The organism is Streptomyces sp. TP-A0874 (genome assembly GCF_001748085.1).
GTDB lineage: Bacteria > Actinomycetota > Actinomycetes > Streptomycetales > Streptomycetaceae > Streptomyces.
Genome location: NZ_BBZK01000016.1, coordinates 16,206 through 29,774, shown reverse-complemented (window position 1 = coordinate 29,774; position 13,569 = coordinate 16,206). Strand labels below are relative to the sequence as shown.

At 70.4% G+C, this 13,569-nt stretch carries 10 protein-coding genes; 6 read left to right on the top strand and 4 right to left on the bottom strand.

The features are described from left to right. Positions 1-112: 112 nt before the first annotated feature. On the top strand, positions 113-3,730 hold the full coding sequence (locus BGP73_RS21470; RefSeq protein ID WP_170837912.1) for a Helicase associated domain protein: 3,618 nt from the start codon (positions 113-115) through the stop codon (positions 3,728-3,730). Positions 3,731-4,001: 271 nt separating this feature from the next. Here BGP73_RS21470 and BGP73_RS21465 read toward each other — a convergent pair whose 3' ends face one another. Then, positions 4,002-5,819: an AAA family ATPase gene (locus BGP73_RS21465; protein ID WP_069817485.1), complete on the bottom strand. Its 1,818-nt coding sequence runs from the start codon at positions 5,817-5,819 to the stop codon at positions 4,002-4,004. Positions 5,820-6,143: 324 nt separating this feature from the next. Further along, complete coding sequence (locus BGP73_RS21460) at positions 6,144-6,545, bottom strand: hypothetical protein (protein WP_139134592.1); 402 nt, start codon at positions 6,543-6,545, stop codon at positions 6,144-6,146. A 201-nt stretch (positions 6,546-6,746) separates the two neighbouring features. Between BGP73_RS21460 and BGP73_RS21455 the strand changes: the two genes are divergently transcribed. Then, the gene (locus BGP73_RS21455) at positions 6,747-7,010 is read left to right on the top strand and encodes a helix-turn-helix transcriptional regulator (RefSeq protein ID WP_069817482.1); all 264 of its coding nucleotides are present in this window, start codon (positions 6,747-6,749) and stop codon (positions 7,008-7,010) included. 228 nt (positions 7,011-7,238) lie between these two features. Then, positions 7,239-8,720 (top strand): UvrD-helicase domain-containing protein, encoded by a 1,482-nt coding sequence (locus tag BGP73_RS21450; protein ID WP_069817480.1) that lies wholly within the window; start codon positions 7,239-7,241, stop codon positions 8,718-8,720. 794 nt (positions 8,721-9,514) lie between these two features. Here BGP73_RS21450 and BGP73_RS21440 read toward each other — a convergent pair. Further along, positions 9,515-9,718 carry a hypothetical protein gene (locus BGP73_RS21440; RefSeq protein WP_069817476.1) on the bottom strand — a complete coding sequence of 68 codons (204 nt, stop codon included), beginning with the start codon at positions 9,716-9,718 and terminating at the stop codon, positions 9,515-9,517. Between the two features lie 225 nt (positions 9,719-9,943). On the opposite strand from BGP73_RS21440, the gene BGP73_RS21435 reads away from it, so the two are divergent. Genes BGP73_RS21435 through BGP73_RS21425 form a run of 3 tightly spaced genes read left to right on the top strand, consistent with a single transcriptional unit; the run spans position 9,944 to position 12,330 of the window. Beyond that, positions 9,944-10,192, top strand: coding sequence for a hypothetical protein (locus tag BGP73_RS21435; RefSeq protein WP_244501311.1), 249 nt, complete (start codon positions 9,944-9,946; stop codon positions 10,190-10,192). 13 nt (positions 10,193-10,205) lie between these two features. Continuing rightward, positions 10,206-11,741, top strand: coding sequence for a helix-turn-helix transcriptional regulator (locus BGP73_RS21430; protein WP_069817474.1), 1,536 nt, complete (start codon positions 10,206-10,208; stop codon positions 11,739-11,741). 16 nt (positions 11,742-11,757) lie between these two features. Continuing rightward, entirely contained in the window at positions 11,758-12,330 is a 573-nt protein-coding gene (locus BGP73_RS21425; protein WP_069817472.1) for a hypothetical protein, read from the top strand. A gap of 95 nt (positions 12,331-12,425) precedes the next feature. Here the strand turns inward: BGP73_RS21425 and BGP73_RS21420 are convergent, their stop codons facing one another. After that, complete coding sequence (locus BGP73_RS21420; protein ID WP_212732831.1) at positions 12,426-13,559, bottom strand: TIGR02679 domain-containing protein; 1,134 nt, start codon at positions 13,557-13,559, stop codon at positions 12,426-12,428. Between the last annotated feature and the right edge of the window lie 10 nt (positions 13,560-13,569).

The following is a 13,569-nucleotide window of genomic DNA, read 5'->3' as shown; positions in this document are numbered from 1 at the left end:
CGGCGGTTCACCTGATCGTGTGGCAACACCGCGGGCGGGCAGTACGCGGTCGTTGCCCTGCGCAATCTTCGGGCAGACCCACTGACCTGCCAGAACCGCGGAGTTGACACCCGTGCAGCTTGATCTTCCCGGCGGACGCCTGTCCAGCAAGCTATGGACCCGCCAGCGTGATGCCGCGGACTGTGTGCTCAACGCGTTCGCGATGGGACGCACACGACAACAGGTGATCATGCCGTGCGGTACCGGCAAGACCCACCTCGCCGTCCACATCGCCCACGAGATCACCGCCAACAGCCGCAGCCTGACCCTGCTGCCCACCCTGGACCTGCTGAACCAGACCGCCCGCGTCTGGTACACCGCTGGCCGCCCGGGCCGCTACCTCGGTGTCTGCTCCGATCCGCAAACCAGCGAGCCCGTCCTCGACGGCATCCTCACCATGACAAGCGACCCGGCACACCTGGCCCAAGCCGTACGAGACGCCGACGGCCCGGTCAACGTCTTCGCCACCTACGCCGCCCTCAAGAAGCTCCGCCTGGCCCACCGCGACCATCAACTGCCCCGCTGGGACATCGCCATCGTCGATGAAGCCCACCGCACCGCCGGAGCCCGCAGCAAGGCCTGGGGCGTCATCCACGACGACGCCGCCATCCCCGCCCGCCACCGCCTTTACCTCACCGCCACACCCCGCATCTGGGACGTCAACCGGGGCGTCGTCACCGAACCGATCGCCTCCATGGACGATGTATCGCTCTACGGCACCGTCGCCTACCGCTACTCCCTGGCCGAGGCCATCCACGAAGGCAGACTCGCCGACTACCGCATCGCGGCCCCCGAGATCCACCACCCGCAGCTGCGCGCCTTCCTGACCAGCCGCACCAAGCGGGGCCGCACCCCGCAGGCCGATGCCGCGCGGGTCGCCGCAGCCCAACTGGCCCTGCTCAAAGCCCGCGAGGACCACCACATTCAGCGGACGGTCTCCTTCAGCCGCAGCATCGCGCAGTGCGAAGCCCTCGCCGAAACCCTCCCGCAGACCGCCGCCGCCATCCCCGGCCAACACGCCGACGGCCTGTGGGTGTCCAGCATCCACCACAAGCACTCCCGGCCGGTGCGGCGCGAACGCATGAGCCACTTCGGGCAAGCCCCGACAGCCCGGCCCGAAGGCTCGCTCGCCGAACTCCGCGTCCTGTGCAATGTCCGCCTGTGCGTCGAAGGCGTCGACTTCCCACTGGCCGACTCTGTCCTGTTCGCCGACCCCAAGCAGTCCACCATCGACATCATCCAGGCCATCGGACGGGCCCTGCGCATCGGCCCCGGCATGAACAAGGTCTCCACCTTGATCATCCCCGTTCTGTTCGGCCCCGGGCAGCGCCCCGAAGAAGCAACCTTCGGCACGCCCTACCACCTGCTCCACCAAGTCATGATCGCGCTGCGGGCCTACGACGAGCACTACTTCTACCGCCTGCCGATCAGCGGCCGCCGCCTGCTCATCTCCACCCCCGACTACGCCGTCCGCCCCGCCCGTGCCCTGGAGATCGCCCCCCACCTGATGCTGCGCATCATGGAACCCGAACCAGACATCTGGGACGCCGGGATGGCCGCTGCCCGGACCTTCCAGACCGAACACGGACACCTCAACGTCCCCAGCAACCACATCACCGACGACGGATTTCATCTCGGCTGCTGGCTCGGCTATCAGCGCGCCCTCAAAGCCGCCGGACACCTGCCCGCCGCCCGCGTCGCCGCACTGGCCACCTTCAACATCACCTGGCGCCACGACCCGGACAGCACCGAGGCCTTCCTCGAAACCGCCCAGGCCTACGCACGCGAGCACGGCCACCTCCTTCCCCACGACCCGCAGGAGACCTACCTGCGCCGCCCTCTCGCGCAGTGGCTCCTGCAGCAGCGCGGCCAGGACGACGCAGGCACCCTGCCCGACCCCTACCGACGCGCCCTGCGTGACATCGACCGCTGGTGGAACCCTCACTGGTCCGACGCATGGCAGCGCACCCTGGCACGGGTCCGCGACAGCACGTCGCCTCCCGTCATCACCCCCGGCCCTCTGCCCGGTGACGCAGACCACGTAACCCGATGGCTCGACCGGCAGTTCGACATGTTCCCCACCCTGGCCAAGGAGCAGCGCCAGCAACTGGCGGCACTGCCGTTCAAGGACAGCCCGCTGGCCCTGGCGCTCCGTCGCACCCCCACCAACCACTTCGCAGGCGGCCTGCGCGCCGCCCGGCACTTCTACCGCCAGCACCACCACTTGCAGGTCCCGCCCGACTTCCACGCCGGCGAAGGCGACCGACGCTTCCCGCTCGGCCCATGGATCACCGACCTGCGTGCCCAGGCCCGCCAAGGTGCCCTCAGCAGCGAGGAGATCGCATCCTTGGACGCACTGGCCATGGAGTGGACACCGGCTTCCCAGCGCGCACAGACGCCGCCGGCACCGCTTCCATCAACACAGACCCCCGCTGCCGTCACGAGCAATTCCGCGGCTGGGGAGGAACCGGCTCTCCAGGACATTGCCGCGTTGGTGGGTGCGCACGGCCCGGTGTTTTGGACGGCCGAGAGCGAGCCGCCACCGGGCCTGGCCCCGATGATCTTCGGCGGGGGCGGCCGCCGGACGCTGATCAGCATGCCTGCCGGAGCAGGCAAGACCACCACCATCGCGTCCGCCGTGCTTGAACTTGCCCCGGAAACCTGCCTGATCCTCGGCCCGGATGTGCTCTACCTCCGCAAAGCCGCCGCCACCTGGCGGAAAGTGGGCGACAGGCCGCAGGCGGGCCTGGGCTTCGGCCCGCACGGTGGTGCCCGTCTGACCAGCGCTGCCGATCTGGCCGACTGGATCAGACAGCAGCCGCCCGGAGCGCTGGTGTTCGCCCGCTACGCAGATGCCCGACTGGTCGCCGACAGCCACCGTCGCCACGACCTGCCTGCCTGGGGACACCTCGTCGTCGAAGAAGCGCACCGCACGGCAGAGGGCATCATCACGCCGGAACACCCCTATGCCGGCATCCACTACGACGACCGCATCCTGGCCCGGCGGCGCATTTATCTGACGGCCACTCCACGCATCCCCCGCCAGATGGCACCCGGCCTCAAGGCGCGCGACGTGGACTGGGCGGTTCACATGCCTGCACAAAAGATCTTCGGTAGCCACGTCGTCCCGACGAGCCGGCAGGCGCTGGAGGACGAAGAACTGCTGGCGCCCTGCCAGCTGGCGGTGGTCCGCGTCCGCAGAAACCTCGCCTCGCGGCGTCCGCGGCAATGGTCCACCGAAGCCAGCGCAACCGCGCAGATTATCGAACGGCTCCGGCTGCGCCGTGTCGCGGTCGTACTGGCCACGAAGGGCGAGGCCCATAAGTTCGGCATGCAACTGGCGGTGGACATGCTCGACGCGGCGATTCTCCTGGAAGACGACCCGCCGGCAGGGCGGTACGCACACGACCAGCCGGTCATCCGCTGCGTACGCAGGAGCTACAACCCGTTGCCCCGCGACCTCGACGCCATCGTGCTGCCGGACCCCAACTGCACCGCCACACAACTCGTCAACGTCCTGCGTCCGCTCATGGCACAAGACGGACGGCGCGTGGCCCGCACCAGGGTCCTCGTGCCGCACGCCGTGGACAGCGATGATGACCCGCCGAGCGACCAGTCCCTCCTCGTTCAGCGCGTCACCGCCGCCTTCTGGGCACACGACCCCACCGAGCCCATCGCCCCACCGCGCTGAGCAAGGCCGTGACACCTGTCGTCCCCATCACCCCCGCCGCCTACATCGACCCCGCCAGTGGTGAAGGTGCAGCGGCCGTGCCGCCTACGAGCGGGTGCGGGCACGCCTGGACGGCATCACCACTGTCACCGCCGGGCTGACGACACTTGCTGCACAGGGCAAAGCGGCCTGCCAAGCGGTCTTTGGTGGGTGACACCGGAACCCGCTGGGGCACCAGCGGGTTCCGGTGTCAGCGCTGCGGCTCGCGAGCCGTTGGGTCTGCTCGCGGCGTTCAGGGGACGAGCGGGTTGTCGCGGGTCAGCTCGATCATGCGCATCTGATCGAGTAGGCGCTTGGGCAGCTGGGGCAGGTCGTTGTCCACGATGATGATCTGGTGGGGCCGGGTGCGGAGCGCACCGCCGCTGCGTACCCCGGCGATGTGGTCGAGGAAGTGGGTGTAGAGCCGGCCGACGAGCTCCTGGTCGTCGTGGCCGTATCCGACGTTCTTGCGGGGCGAGTCGATGACGAGGAAGGACGGCAGGTCCGTTGCCCCGGTCACCAGGGCGTAGCTGAGGAACGCCATCCGGTACACGACGTTGATGGCGCAGCGCACCCCGTGCCCGACCTTGGTGAGGCTGCCGGCGCGGACCTGGGGCAGCAGCGAGCTGTGGTTGAGCCGGGCGCCCGGATCGCCGGGCAGGCCGACGGAACCGGCCAGGCCGGTGAAGTGCTCCTCGAACTCGCCGAGCGTGGTCTGCCGCCCGGCCAGCAGGTTCTTGCGGGTGCGGATCTCCTCCCGCACCCCCTTCAGCTCGTCCTCGCACGTCTGGACGGAGCGGTGCAGCTCGGCCAGCCGGCGATGCGGCTCCAGCTCCCGCTCCAGCATCATGGTCCGGGTGCGGGCCGTCGCGTGCGCCGCGGCCAGCCTTTCGATCTGCGCGGCCAACGGGCTGATCTCCTCCCGGGTGCGAGCATCCAGCTCGATGCGTGCCTGCTCCCAGGTAGCCTGCGCCTCGCTGTGGGCCTTGACCTGCTCGGTCAGCTGCCGCTCCGCCGCCGCCAGCGCGTCCTGCGCCGCCTGCAGGGCCCGCGCCAGGACGGCAGGATCGAGCTCGCTCAGGCACCACGGGCAGTCCCCTTCGGGGACGGGCCGCAGTGTGAGATCGGCGCAGCACACCGGGCAGGGAGAGCGCCGCGCAGGACCGTTGTCATGCTCGCGGATCAGCTCCCTGACCTTCTGCTGCAGGCGCACCAGCGCATGCTCGCCGTCGGCGACCGCGCGCCGGCACCGCTCGAGGAACTGCTCCGCCTCCTGGACGCGGCGGCGCAGCGGGTCGGCGTGGGCGGTGGCCGCCCGCATTCGGCCCTTGAACTCCTCCAGACGCTGCAGCGCTGCGTGCTCCTCGTCGCGTGAGCGGGCCAGTTCCGCCTCGAGGTCGGCGGCGCTGCCGGTCAAGAACGTGCTGATGGTCTCCGCCCGCCGCCTCAGATCACTCAGGGTGCGCGACAGCCCGTCCCTGCGGGCGGTCAGGACCCGCATCGGGCCGTCGGTCAGCCCCAGCAGCAGCTCGACCACGGTTCGGTAGGACTGGGCGGTATTGGCTTTGCCCCTCACCGACTCGGTGCCGTCCACCACGTCCTGAGCGAGGTAGCACATCGCATACAACTGCTCGAACGTCAGCCGTGCCCCGGCTCCCAGCAGGGCCACGGCCGAGGGCGGCGCGAACATCTCACCCAGGCCGAGCAGGTCCAGCAAAACCTCGCCCACCACCCGCCGATCGCTGTCCGGCTCCACGTCGAGGATCTCCTCGACGCCGCCTGTGCTGCTGTCCAGGAGTTCGACGCTGGACGCGTCCCGGACCACGGAGCGGCGCAGCCCGATGCGCATCCCCTCGACCCGCACGAACAGCGTCACCGTCTGCAGGCGCTCACCGGGCACCTCACGCCAGGCGACGGGTAGCCCGAGCGCGTACTTGATGCAGTCGACGAGCGTGGTCTTGCCGGTGTCGATCGGCCCGAAGACACACACCACCGGGTACGCCAGATCGATATCCCGCACTCCGCCGTCCGACGTGAGCACGAGCCGCTCACAGAAGAAGTCCCTTGCCACCGCGGTTCCTTCGGGTTGACCGACTGTCTGCCGGGTGCTCCAACGGCCAGTCCCGGTACGGGAAGCGGGGCCGGGCGCGCGTCCACCGGATCGGGTGGGCAACGCGCGCGGCTTGCCCACCCGATCCGGCGCAGGCCACAGCGTGAGCGCGGCGTTGCACCGACGGTCCCGTGCCGTGTCCGGTTGCCGGGCCGGGAATCCGTATGCGCTCCCCGACAGGCTCTGCTTCCGGCAGGCGGGCCGCACGCCGTCCCGCAGATGGGCGGAAGAGCGGAAGAGGGCGATGTGACCGCGGATGCGGGTGGTGGCGTGGTGCCGGTCGTCTCACAGGGCCTCCACCCACTCATCGTGGTCGGCATCTGGCGCAGCGGGCCGGGGCGAGGGCGGAAGGTCGGTGGCATGAGGGGGTTCGGGGACAGTGGCGGCGTGGGGGATGGCGCGGGCGCAGCCGCGGCAGGTGTCGGCCAGGTGCCAGGTGCGGCCGTTGGCGCTGCAGATCAGCAGCAGCCGCAGCGGACCGGAGCAGGGGGCGGGCTGCCGGTGCCAGATGCACCCGTGGTCACGGCACTGGCAGATCCGCAGGTGAGGGGGCAGGGGAGTGTCGGCGAGGTGCCCGGCGAGGTGACGGCGCGCCTGGCGCAACACCGGGATGCCGGGTTGCGCGACGACGGAGCGGCACGCGCTGCAGATGAGGGCCGGGCGCCCGGCGTGCGCAGTGATTGTCACGCTCCAGGCGCGTGCGGGCACAGCGGCCATGAGGTCCCTTCGGCCAGGTTGTCGGGGCGGGATCGGGCCCGCCGGGGGAGCGTGTGCGGCGAGCGGACACCGTAGTGCAGACTCCTGCCCTGCTGGAGGCCGCCCGGACGCACACAAATAGGGCAGAGATCTGCACTGTCAGGGCAGGGGTCTGCCCCGTCGGATGGACGGGTGACGATCTTCCCGCCGCCGGAGCCGGACCCGACGGCACTGCGCCAGTCCCTGGCCCGGCTGCGGGCGCGGCATGGCTGGAGCTACGACCAACTCGCCGCTCGCAGCGGCCTCTCGAGGCGTACCCTCATCGAGATCGAACAGGGCCGCACCATCGGCACCCTCGCCACCTGGCACGCCCTCGCCCACGCCTTCAACATCCCCCTGGGAGAGCTCCTGGCGCCCCTGTGTGCCGACCACGAGCCCCCGCACCCCGCGGACTGAACCTCTCCGAATCCACCACCCGAACGGGACATCCAGGTCGCCCACCCGCTCGAATACCGCTGAGGTGTTCCCCTTCCATCACCCCTGGGAGGGGGCCGGGCGTGACACGCACCGGAAACAGGCACACCGGCTGACACCTTCAACTCCGGCACCCGCACCGCCCGGTGCAGGGCCCTTCCGCATGCCCGCGCCCCGCGGACTGCCACGGCTTCCCGGAGACCCTCTGCCATGACCTTCACCCCCACCGCAGAACAGGCCGCCGCCCTCGAGGCGTTCACCAGCGGAGGACACCTCGCCATCCAGGCCGGAGCCGGCACCGGCAAGACCTCCACCCTCGCTTTCCTCGCGCAGCAAACCCCCAAGCGCCGCGGCCGCTACCTCGCCTTCAACCGCGCCATCGCCCAGGACGCCACCACCCGCTTCCCCGTAAGCGTGCAATGCAAGACCGCGCACTCCCTGGCCTACGCCGCCCTCGGCCACCGCTACCGCGACCGCCTCAACAGCCCCCGCCGGCCCGGCTGGAAAACCGGCGCGGACCTCGGCCTGAACACCCCGCACCGCATCCAGGGCCGCGACCTGCTGCCGGCCACCTTGTCCAACACGGTGCTGCGCACCGTGACCCGCTACTGCCAGTCCGCCGACACCGAACTCGCCCGCCACCACATCCCGCACCTGCGCGGCCTGGAGACCGAAGCCGCACACGCCGAACTCGCCGACCTGCTCCTGCCGTACGCCGCCAAAGCCTGGGACGACCTGCAGGACCCCGCAGCAGGCACCGTCCGCTTCGAACACGACCACTACCTCAAGATGTGGGCCCTGACCGAACCCGTCCTCGACGCCGACTACCTGCTCCTGGACGAGGCCCAGGACACCAACCCCGTCCTCGAGCAGATCGTCCTGGCCCAAAGAGAGCGCACCCAGATCGTCATGGTCGGCGACTCCGCCCAGGCCATCTACGGCTGGCGCGGCGCCCGCGACGTCATGACCGGCTTCACCGGCAAACACCTCACCCTCACCCGCTCCTTCCGCTTCGGCCCCGCGCTCGCCGCCGAAGCCAACCGCTGGCTCACCCTCGCCGGCGCCCCCATCCGCCTGAGCGGAAGCACCGGCCTGCCCACCACCATCGGGCCGTCCACCGGCCGGACCGGCGCGGTGCTGTGCCGCACCAACATCGGCGCCGTCACCGAAATCCTCGCCCTCCAGCAGACCGGCACCCCCACCGCACTGGCTGGCGGGGGAGACGCGCTGCGTGCCCTGGCCCACGCCGCCCGCGACCTCATCCAGGGCCGGCGCACTCACCACCCCGAACTGGTGCTGTTCACCACCTGGAACGAACTGCGCGACTACGCCGAACTCGACCCTGCCGGCGCCGACCTCCAGCCCTTCGTCGGCCTCGTCGACGGCCACGGCCCCGACGCCATCCTCCACGCGGTCGACCGGCTCGTGCCCGAAACCCACGCCCAGATCACCGTCTCCACCGCCCACAAGGCCAAGGGCCGCGAATGGCCCCGGGTACGCATCGCCCCCGACTTCACCCCACCCCCCGACACCGGTGAACTCGACGCCGCAGGCCGCCCCGTACCCGGCCCCATCGACCCGGACGAAGCCCGCCTGGCCTACGTCGCCGTCACCCGCGCCCGCCACCACCTCGACCCGGCCGGCCTGGCCTGGCTCGACGAGCACCCCGACGCCCCCGCGGCAGTGGGCTGATCCGCTTGGCGGCCCTCGCGCACCCGCCCGAAGACACAGGCACGCGGCGGCTTGACACAGTTCACCCCCTGCCAGAAGCGAGGAGAGTTCGTCGAGCCGGGTCTTCCCCATGCTTTGGACGGCCTCTTGCAGGTGGCTGCTCAGGTCGAGTCTGATGGCCCCGGCGCAGCGCTGTCCGGCGAGGGTCAGCTGGATGTGGAGTCTGCGGCGGTCGCCGGGTACGGAGAGGCCCTGTATCAGCCCCGATGCTTCGAGCCGGTCGAGCCGGGGGTGAGGGCGCCAGTGGTGATCGCCAGCTGCTGGGCCAGTTGCGTGGGCGCCAAGACGTGTGTGGGGTGAGGGCGTCGAGAACGGGATAGTCGGCGCGGTGGATGCCGTGGCGTTGGTAGAGAGGGTTCGTTCGGGCATCCACCGCCGAGTGGATCAGCTCCAGGCTCCTGAAGACCGGGCTGGCTTGAGAGCCCCAGGTGATCGAGGAAGGTTCTTTCGGCGCAGCGGCCTCCGGCGCTTCAACCGATACTGTCCGCACTGGCGGGGCTGGCGTTCTGTCGTCGGCGTCGCGGCCGGCCTCGGCGAGCAGGTGGGTGATCGATGCCGCCGCGGGCCGTGTTCCCGTCGTTGAGTGGCGTGCGATCACGGGTGGCGGACAGGGGATGTCCTGGCCGTACTGTTGACCTTTCGTGATCTCCCTGGCCCCGTCGGTGGGGTGCCCGGCAGGCCGTGTGCCGGGCGGCGTGAACGACGGCTGTGGGGAAGATGGCGCCGGGCGCGGCGGGGCCGCCCCACCAGGCCGGTTAGTCGGCGCCGGGGTGGGTGGCCTCGCTCGGCGGGGCGGAGACAAGGATCTCCAGCGGGGTGTCGCCGCCGCATTCGCCGCAGCGCCGGATGTCCGCGTCGGGGGTGAACCGCACGTGGACCAGCTCGGCGCGGGGTGTGCCGCACGCGGTGCAGGTGCCCTCGCGGACGCCGCGTAGTACTTCGCTGTAGGTCTTGGCCATGCGCTTTCCCTGGTTGGCTCGGTGGTGGCGGACGGGTCCGTCCGCCGAGTGAGTGGATTACTCTTTAACTTGTTGTGAAGTTACCCCCGGCTGGTAACTTCACAACAAGTTAAAGAGTTGAATGGCGGGAGGGTGGACGGGGTGCTGCAGATCCAGCTGGGAGCCGAGCGGCCCGCCGACACCGGCGACGGTCTGGGACGCGCCACGATCGGATGGCGCCCTGGGATGTCTGAAGATGAAGCCTGGCAGGCAGGGCGCGGCATCTGGAAGTTCAACGCCGACCGGGCTCTGTCCCAGGACGAGGTACAGATCATCAACACCGACGGCACGGTGCTCGCCGTCGCGAGGATCACCGGGATCTCCAAGCACGGCGCCCGCTACGCCCTCGAGGGCGACCTGCTACGCGGTGACCCGCGCGTGGGCCAGCCCACGCCCAGCCCGCACATGTCCCGCAACCCCGTCACCTACATCTGAGAGCCGCAGAACGATGAGCGACTTCGACGCGATCGACTCGCTGCTCGCCTCCCTCACCCCCCAGCCCGCGCTCCCCGAAGCTCAGGTACGCCGTGACCTGCGTGAGCGGGCCGGCCTGTCGAAGGCCCAGGTGGCCCGGACTCTCGGAGTGAGCCCCTCCACGGTCACGGGGTGGGAGACCGGCCGGGACCCCTCCGGGGAGCTCAGGACGAAGTACGCCTACCTCCTGGACGGCCTGGCCGTGAAACTCGCACCCCCCGCCCCACAGCCCGCAGACGAAGCCTCCGCGCCCCGGCCCGCACTGGACGAGAGCACACCAGCCCCGGCAGCCGGCGGCGGCCTGGCCGCAGACGACGACATGGACGACGTCGAAGCTCTGGCCGCGCCTGAGCCGTGTGTCCTGTGCGGGCAGCTGGCCCGCCACCAGGTCGCCGGTTTTCCCCAGCACCTCGACCCCGCCCAGTGCGCCACCACAGCCCCCGCACCCGACACCCCCGCCAGGCGGATGGAGGGCCGCACCGCGAAGCCGGTAAAGGCCGTGCCCGCGGGCCGCTGTGCGCGGGCCGTGTCCGACGCCGACCCGTCCGGCCCGATCGCGGCGGCCGTGGCCGAGGCGCTCGAGGCGCACGAGGGCGATGTGGAAGCGGCGACCGCATCCCTGGTCAAGCGGGCGATCCCGGATGCGATGGCCCTGCTGGACGACTGCCGCAGGGGCGGCCGCTACGCCATCGTCGCCCACCCCTGGATCCCGGACATCCTGCGCAAGCAGTCCGCGCGCGGCGCCGACCAGATCTGGGAGGCCCGCCCCAAGTGGACCCGCCCCGAACTGCCCGCAGACCGGCACGAGGTGACGGCCCTGGACATCAACGGCGCCTATCTCAGCGCGCTCAAGACGCACCTGCCGCTCGGCCAGCTGGAGCACACAGTCGGCAACATGCACGACCGCCGCCGCGCCGGCGTCCACCTGATCACCCCGCCCGCATGGGAGCACGGCGCCCACCTGCCCAACCCGATCGGCAACCGCGACGAACCCGGCCCCCTGTGGGTCACCGAACCCACCCTGCGCCTGTTGCTGCGCCTGTCCGGCCCGAAGTACGCCCTGTGCGAACCCCCCGAGATCCACGAGTCGTTCACCTCGGGGGCGACGGAGAGCCTGTTGGAGAAGTTCCGCATCACGCTCAAGGACGCCCGCGACACCGCGATCGCCGGCGGGGACGAGGTCACGCTGGAGTACGTGAAGGCGATGTACTCGAAGTTCGTCTCCACGATGGGGGAATCGAACTACAACCGTGAGCTGTACCGCCCCGACTGGATGCACCTGATCCGCTCGCAGGCCTTCGCCAACCTCTGGGCCAAAGCCCTCAAGGCACACGACGCCGGCCTGACGGTCGTCCGCGTGATGGGCACCGACGAACTCCACGTCGTCGGCAACTGGCGCCGTGTCTTCCCGGAAGGCCGCGGGGTTTCCGAGGTGAAGGTCAAGGACGTGTACGCCGTCGGCACCGTACCCACCGACCCGGCCGCCGCCGGACACACCGACGAGAACTGACAGGGGAGGAGTTCACGTGCCCGAGCGCACCATCGATTTCGGCAAGTACGGCGCCCAAGGCATCAAGGGCCACGAGGCCGTCGCCCGCCAGCTCGACGCCCTCGCCGACTTCATCACTTCTCCTGTCACCACCCGGCGCGGCCTTATGGCCCGTCTGCACTACCTCACCCGCACCCCTCACGCCCGCACCGCTGCCTACGACGCGGGCCTGACCGTCACCGGCCGCACCCTGAAGGCATGGCTGGCCGGCACCCGCAACCCCACCAGGCAGAACCTCGCCCGGGTCGAAGCCGCCTACCGCACGGTCCGCCGCCACAACGTCGCCCGCTACCTCCTGGCCCGCCTCAACCGCACAGGCCGCGGTACCCGCGTCGAGATCCACCCGCTCAACCAGTCCGGCGTGCGACCTTCCTACCAGCGGGTCGTGGAATTCCGCACCCTCAACATCCGCCACTGGGAGGCCATCATCGACGCCTGGTCCACCGGCGACGACCGTGCCCTGGACGACGCCTGGATCGAGAAGATCGTCGACCTCGGCTCGCAGTGGGGCCAGTACGAGTACGTCACCAACATCGGCTTCGCCGCCTGAACTGCTGTAGAGTCTTAGATTCGCTGCACGGTCTCATGTGCCGAAGCACGTGCACACCCGTGCGCCGGACAACGATCTCGATCCGGACTGGCCACCTAGGTGGAGGAGGGCGGGAGGAGACGGTCCAGAACGGCGTCATGTTCCTGGAACACCACCCGTCCCATGTCGCGCAGTTCGCGAGCGAGCTGCAGGTCGATGTCTTCGTCGGTGAGCGGGCCCAGCAGCACTCTGGATGGGTGAGTTCCCGCGTCGTGGAGTGTGGCCAGGTCCATGGCGACGAGTCTGGCGCCGTACAGACGGGCGACGGTGTGCGCGATGCCGAGCCCTGGCCCGTCCAGGTCGCCTGCGTACCGCAGCGCCACGCCCTGGTCGACGGCGAGTTGCAGCAGGGCGTGGTCGACGGCACGCAACTGTCCGCTGGTGCAGGCCATCGGCGCAGTGTGGCCGCAGGCGAGAGCGGCTTCGAGGACGGAGGGGTTCTCCACGACGGTGAGTATCTGGGTCTGGTTCAGACGCGGGGGAGTGCGGGTCAGGTCGAACAGGTGCAGCGCGACCGGGGCGACGGCGTCGCGTAGGCGCCGGTCGACCGGTCCGTCGCCGACTGCCTGCACACGGTGGAGCAGCACGGTGGCGGTGAGCCGGTCAGGGACGACTCCGCTCTGCTCGAGCAGAGCGCGGATCCGGTCCGGCCGTGTCGGCTCCACCTGTCCGGTCAGTTCGGCGACCAGCGTGACAAGCCGGCTGCCGGCGAGGGTGTCGAGGTCGAAGAAGTGGGGGTCGCCAGCAGTGTCGTGGGCGAGCTTGGGCAGTGAGACCGGCGGGTCGATCGGCAGCCGTTTTGCCACGGCGGCGAGGGCGTCGACCAGCTTGCGCACCTCTGTGCCTTCGTCGACGCCGATCCCGGCGGCGCGCATCCGTGAGACCAGCCCCGGACACGCCGGCAGCTGTGCGGCCGCGTACTGCCACACATCCTGGCGCAGCGCCGCCTCGCTCACGCGCTTCCGCGCACGGTTGACCACCGGCCGTCCCACAGCCTGCTCCACCAGCGCCACCAAGTCCTGCGGTTCCAGCCGCAGCACCTGGCACAGCGCTCGCACCGGCACTCGCGCCCCGCGGGCGTCCACGACCACCGCAGACATGCCGCGCCGCAGCCGGCCCGCGTCGTCCAGCCACGCCCGCAACGCCGCTACCCCTGCCGGCGGCAGCCCGGTCACCCGCACACTTGCCATTGCTGCAGGA

Excerpts from the sequence above, each read along its gene's own strand:
- BGP73_RS21450 (WP_069817480.1), top strand. The coding sequence starts at position 7,239 with ATGACCTTCACCCCCACCGCAGAACAGGCCGCCGCCCTCGAGGCGTTC.
- BGP73_RS21440 (WP_069817476.1), bottom strand. The coding sequence starts at position 9,718 with ATGGCCAAGACCTACAGCGAAGTACTACGCGGCGTCCGCGAGGGCACC.
- BGP73_RS21435 (WP_244501311.1), top strand. The coding sequence starts at position 9,944 with ATGTCTGAAGATGAAGCCTGGCAGGCAGGGCGCGGCATCTGGAAGTTC.
- BGP73_RS21420 (WP_212732831.1), bottom strand. The coding sequence starts at position 13,559 with ATGGCAAGTGTGCGGGTGACCGGGCTGCCGCCGGCAGGGGTAGCGGCG.
- BGP73_RS21430 (WP_069817474.1), top strand. The coding sequence starts at position 10,206 with ATGAGCGACTTCGACGCGATCGACTCGCTGCTCGCCTCCCTCACCCCC.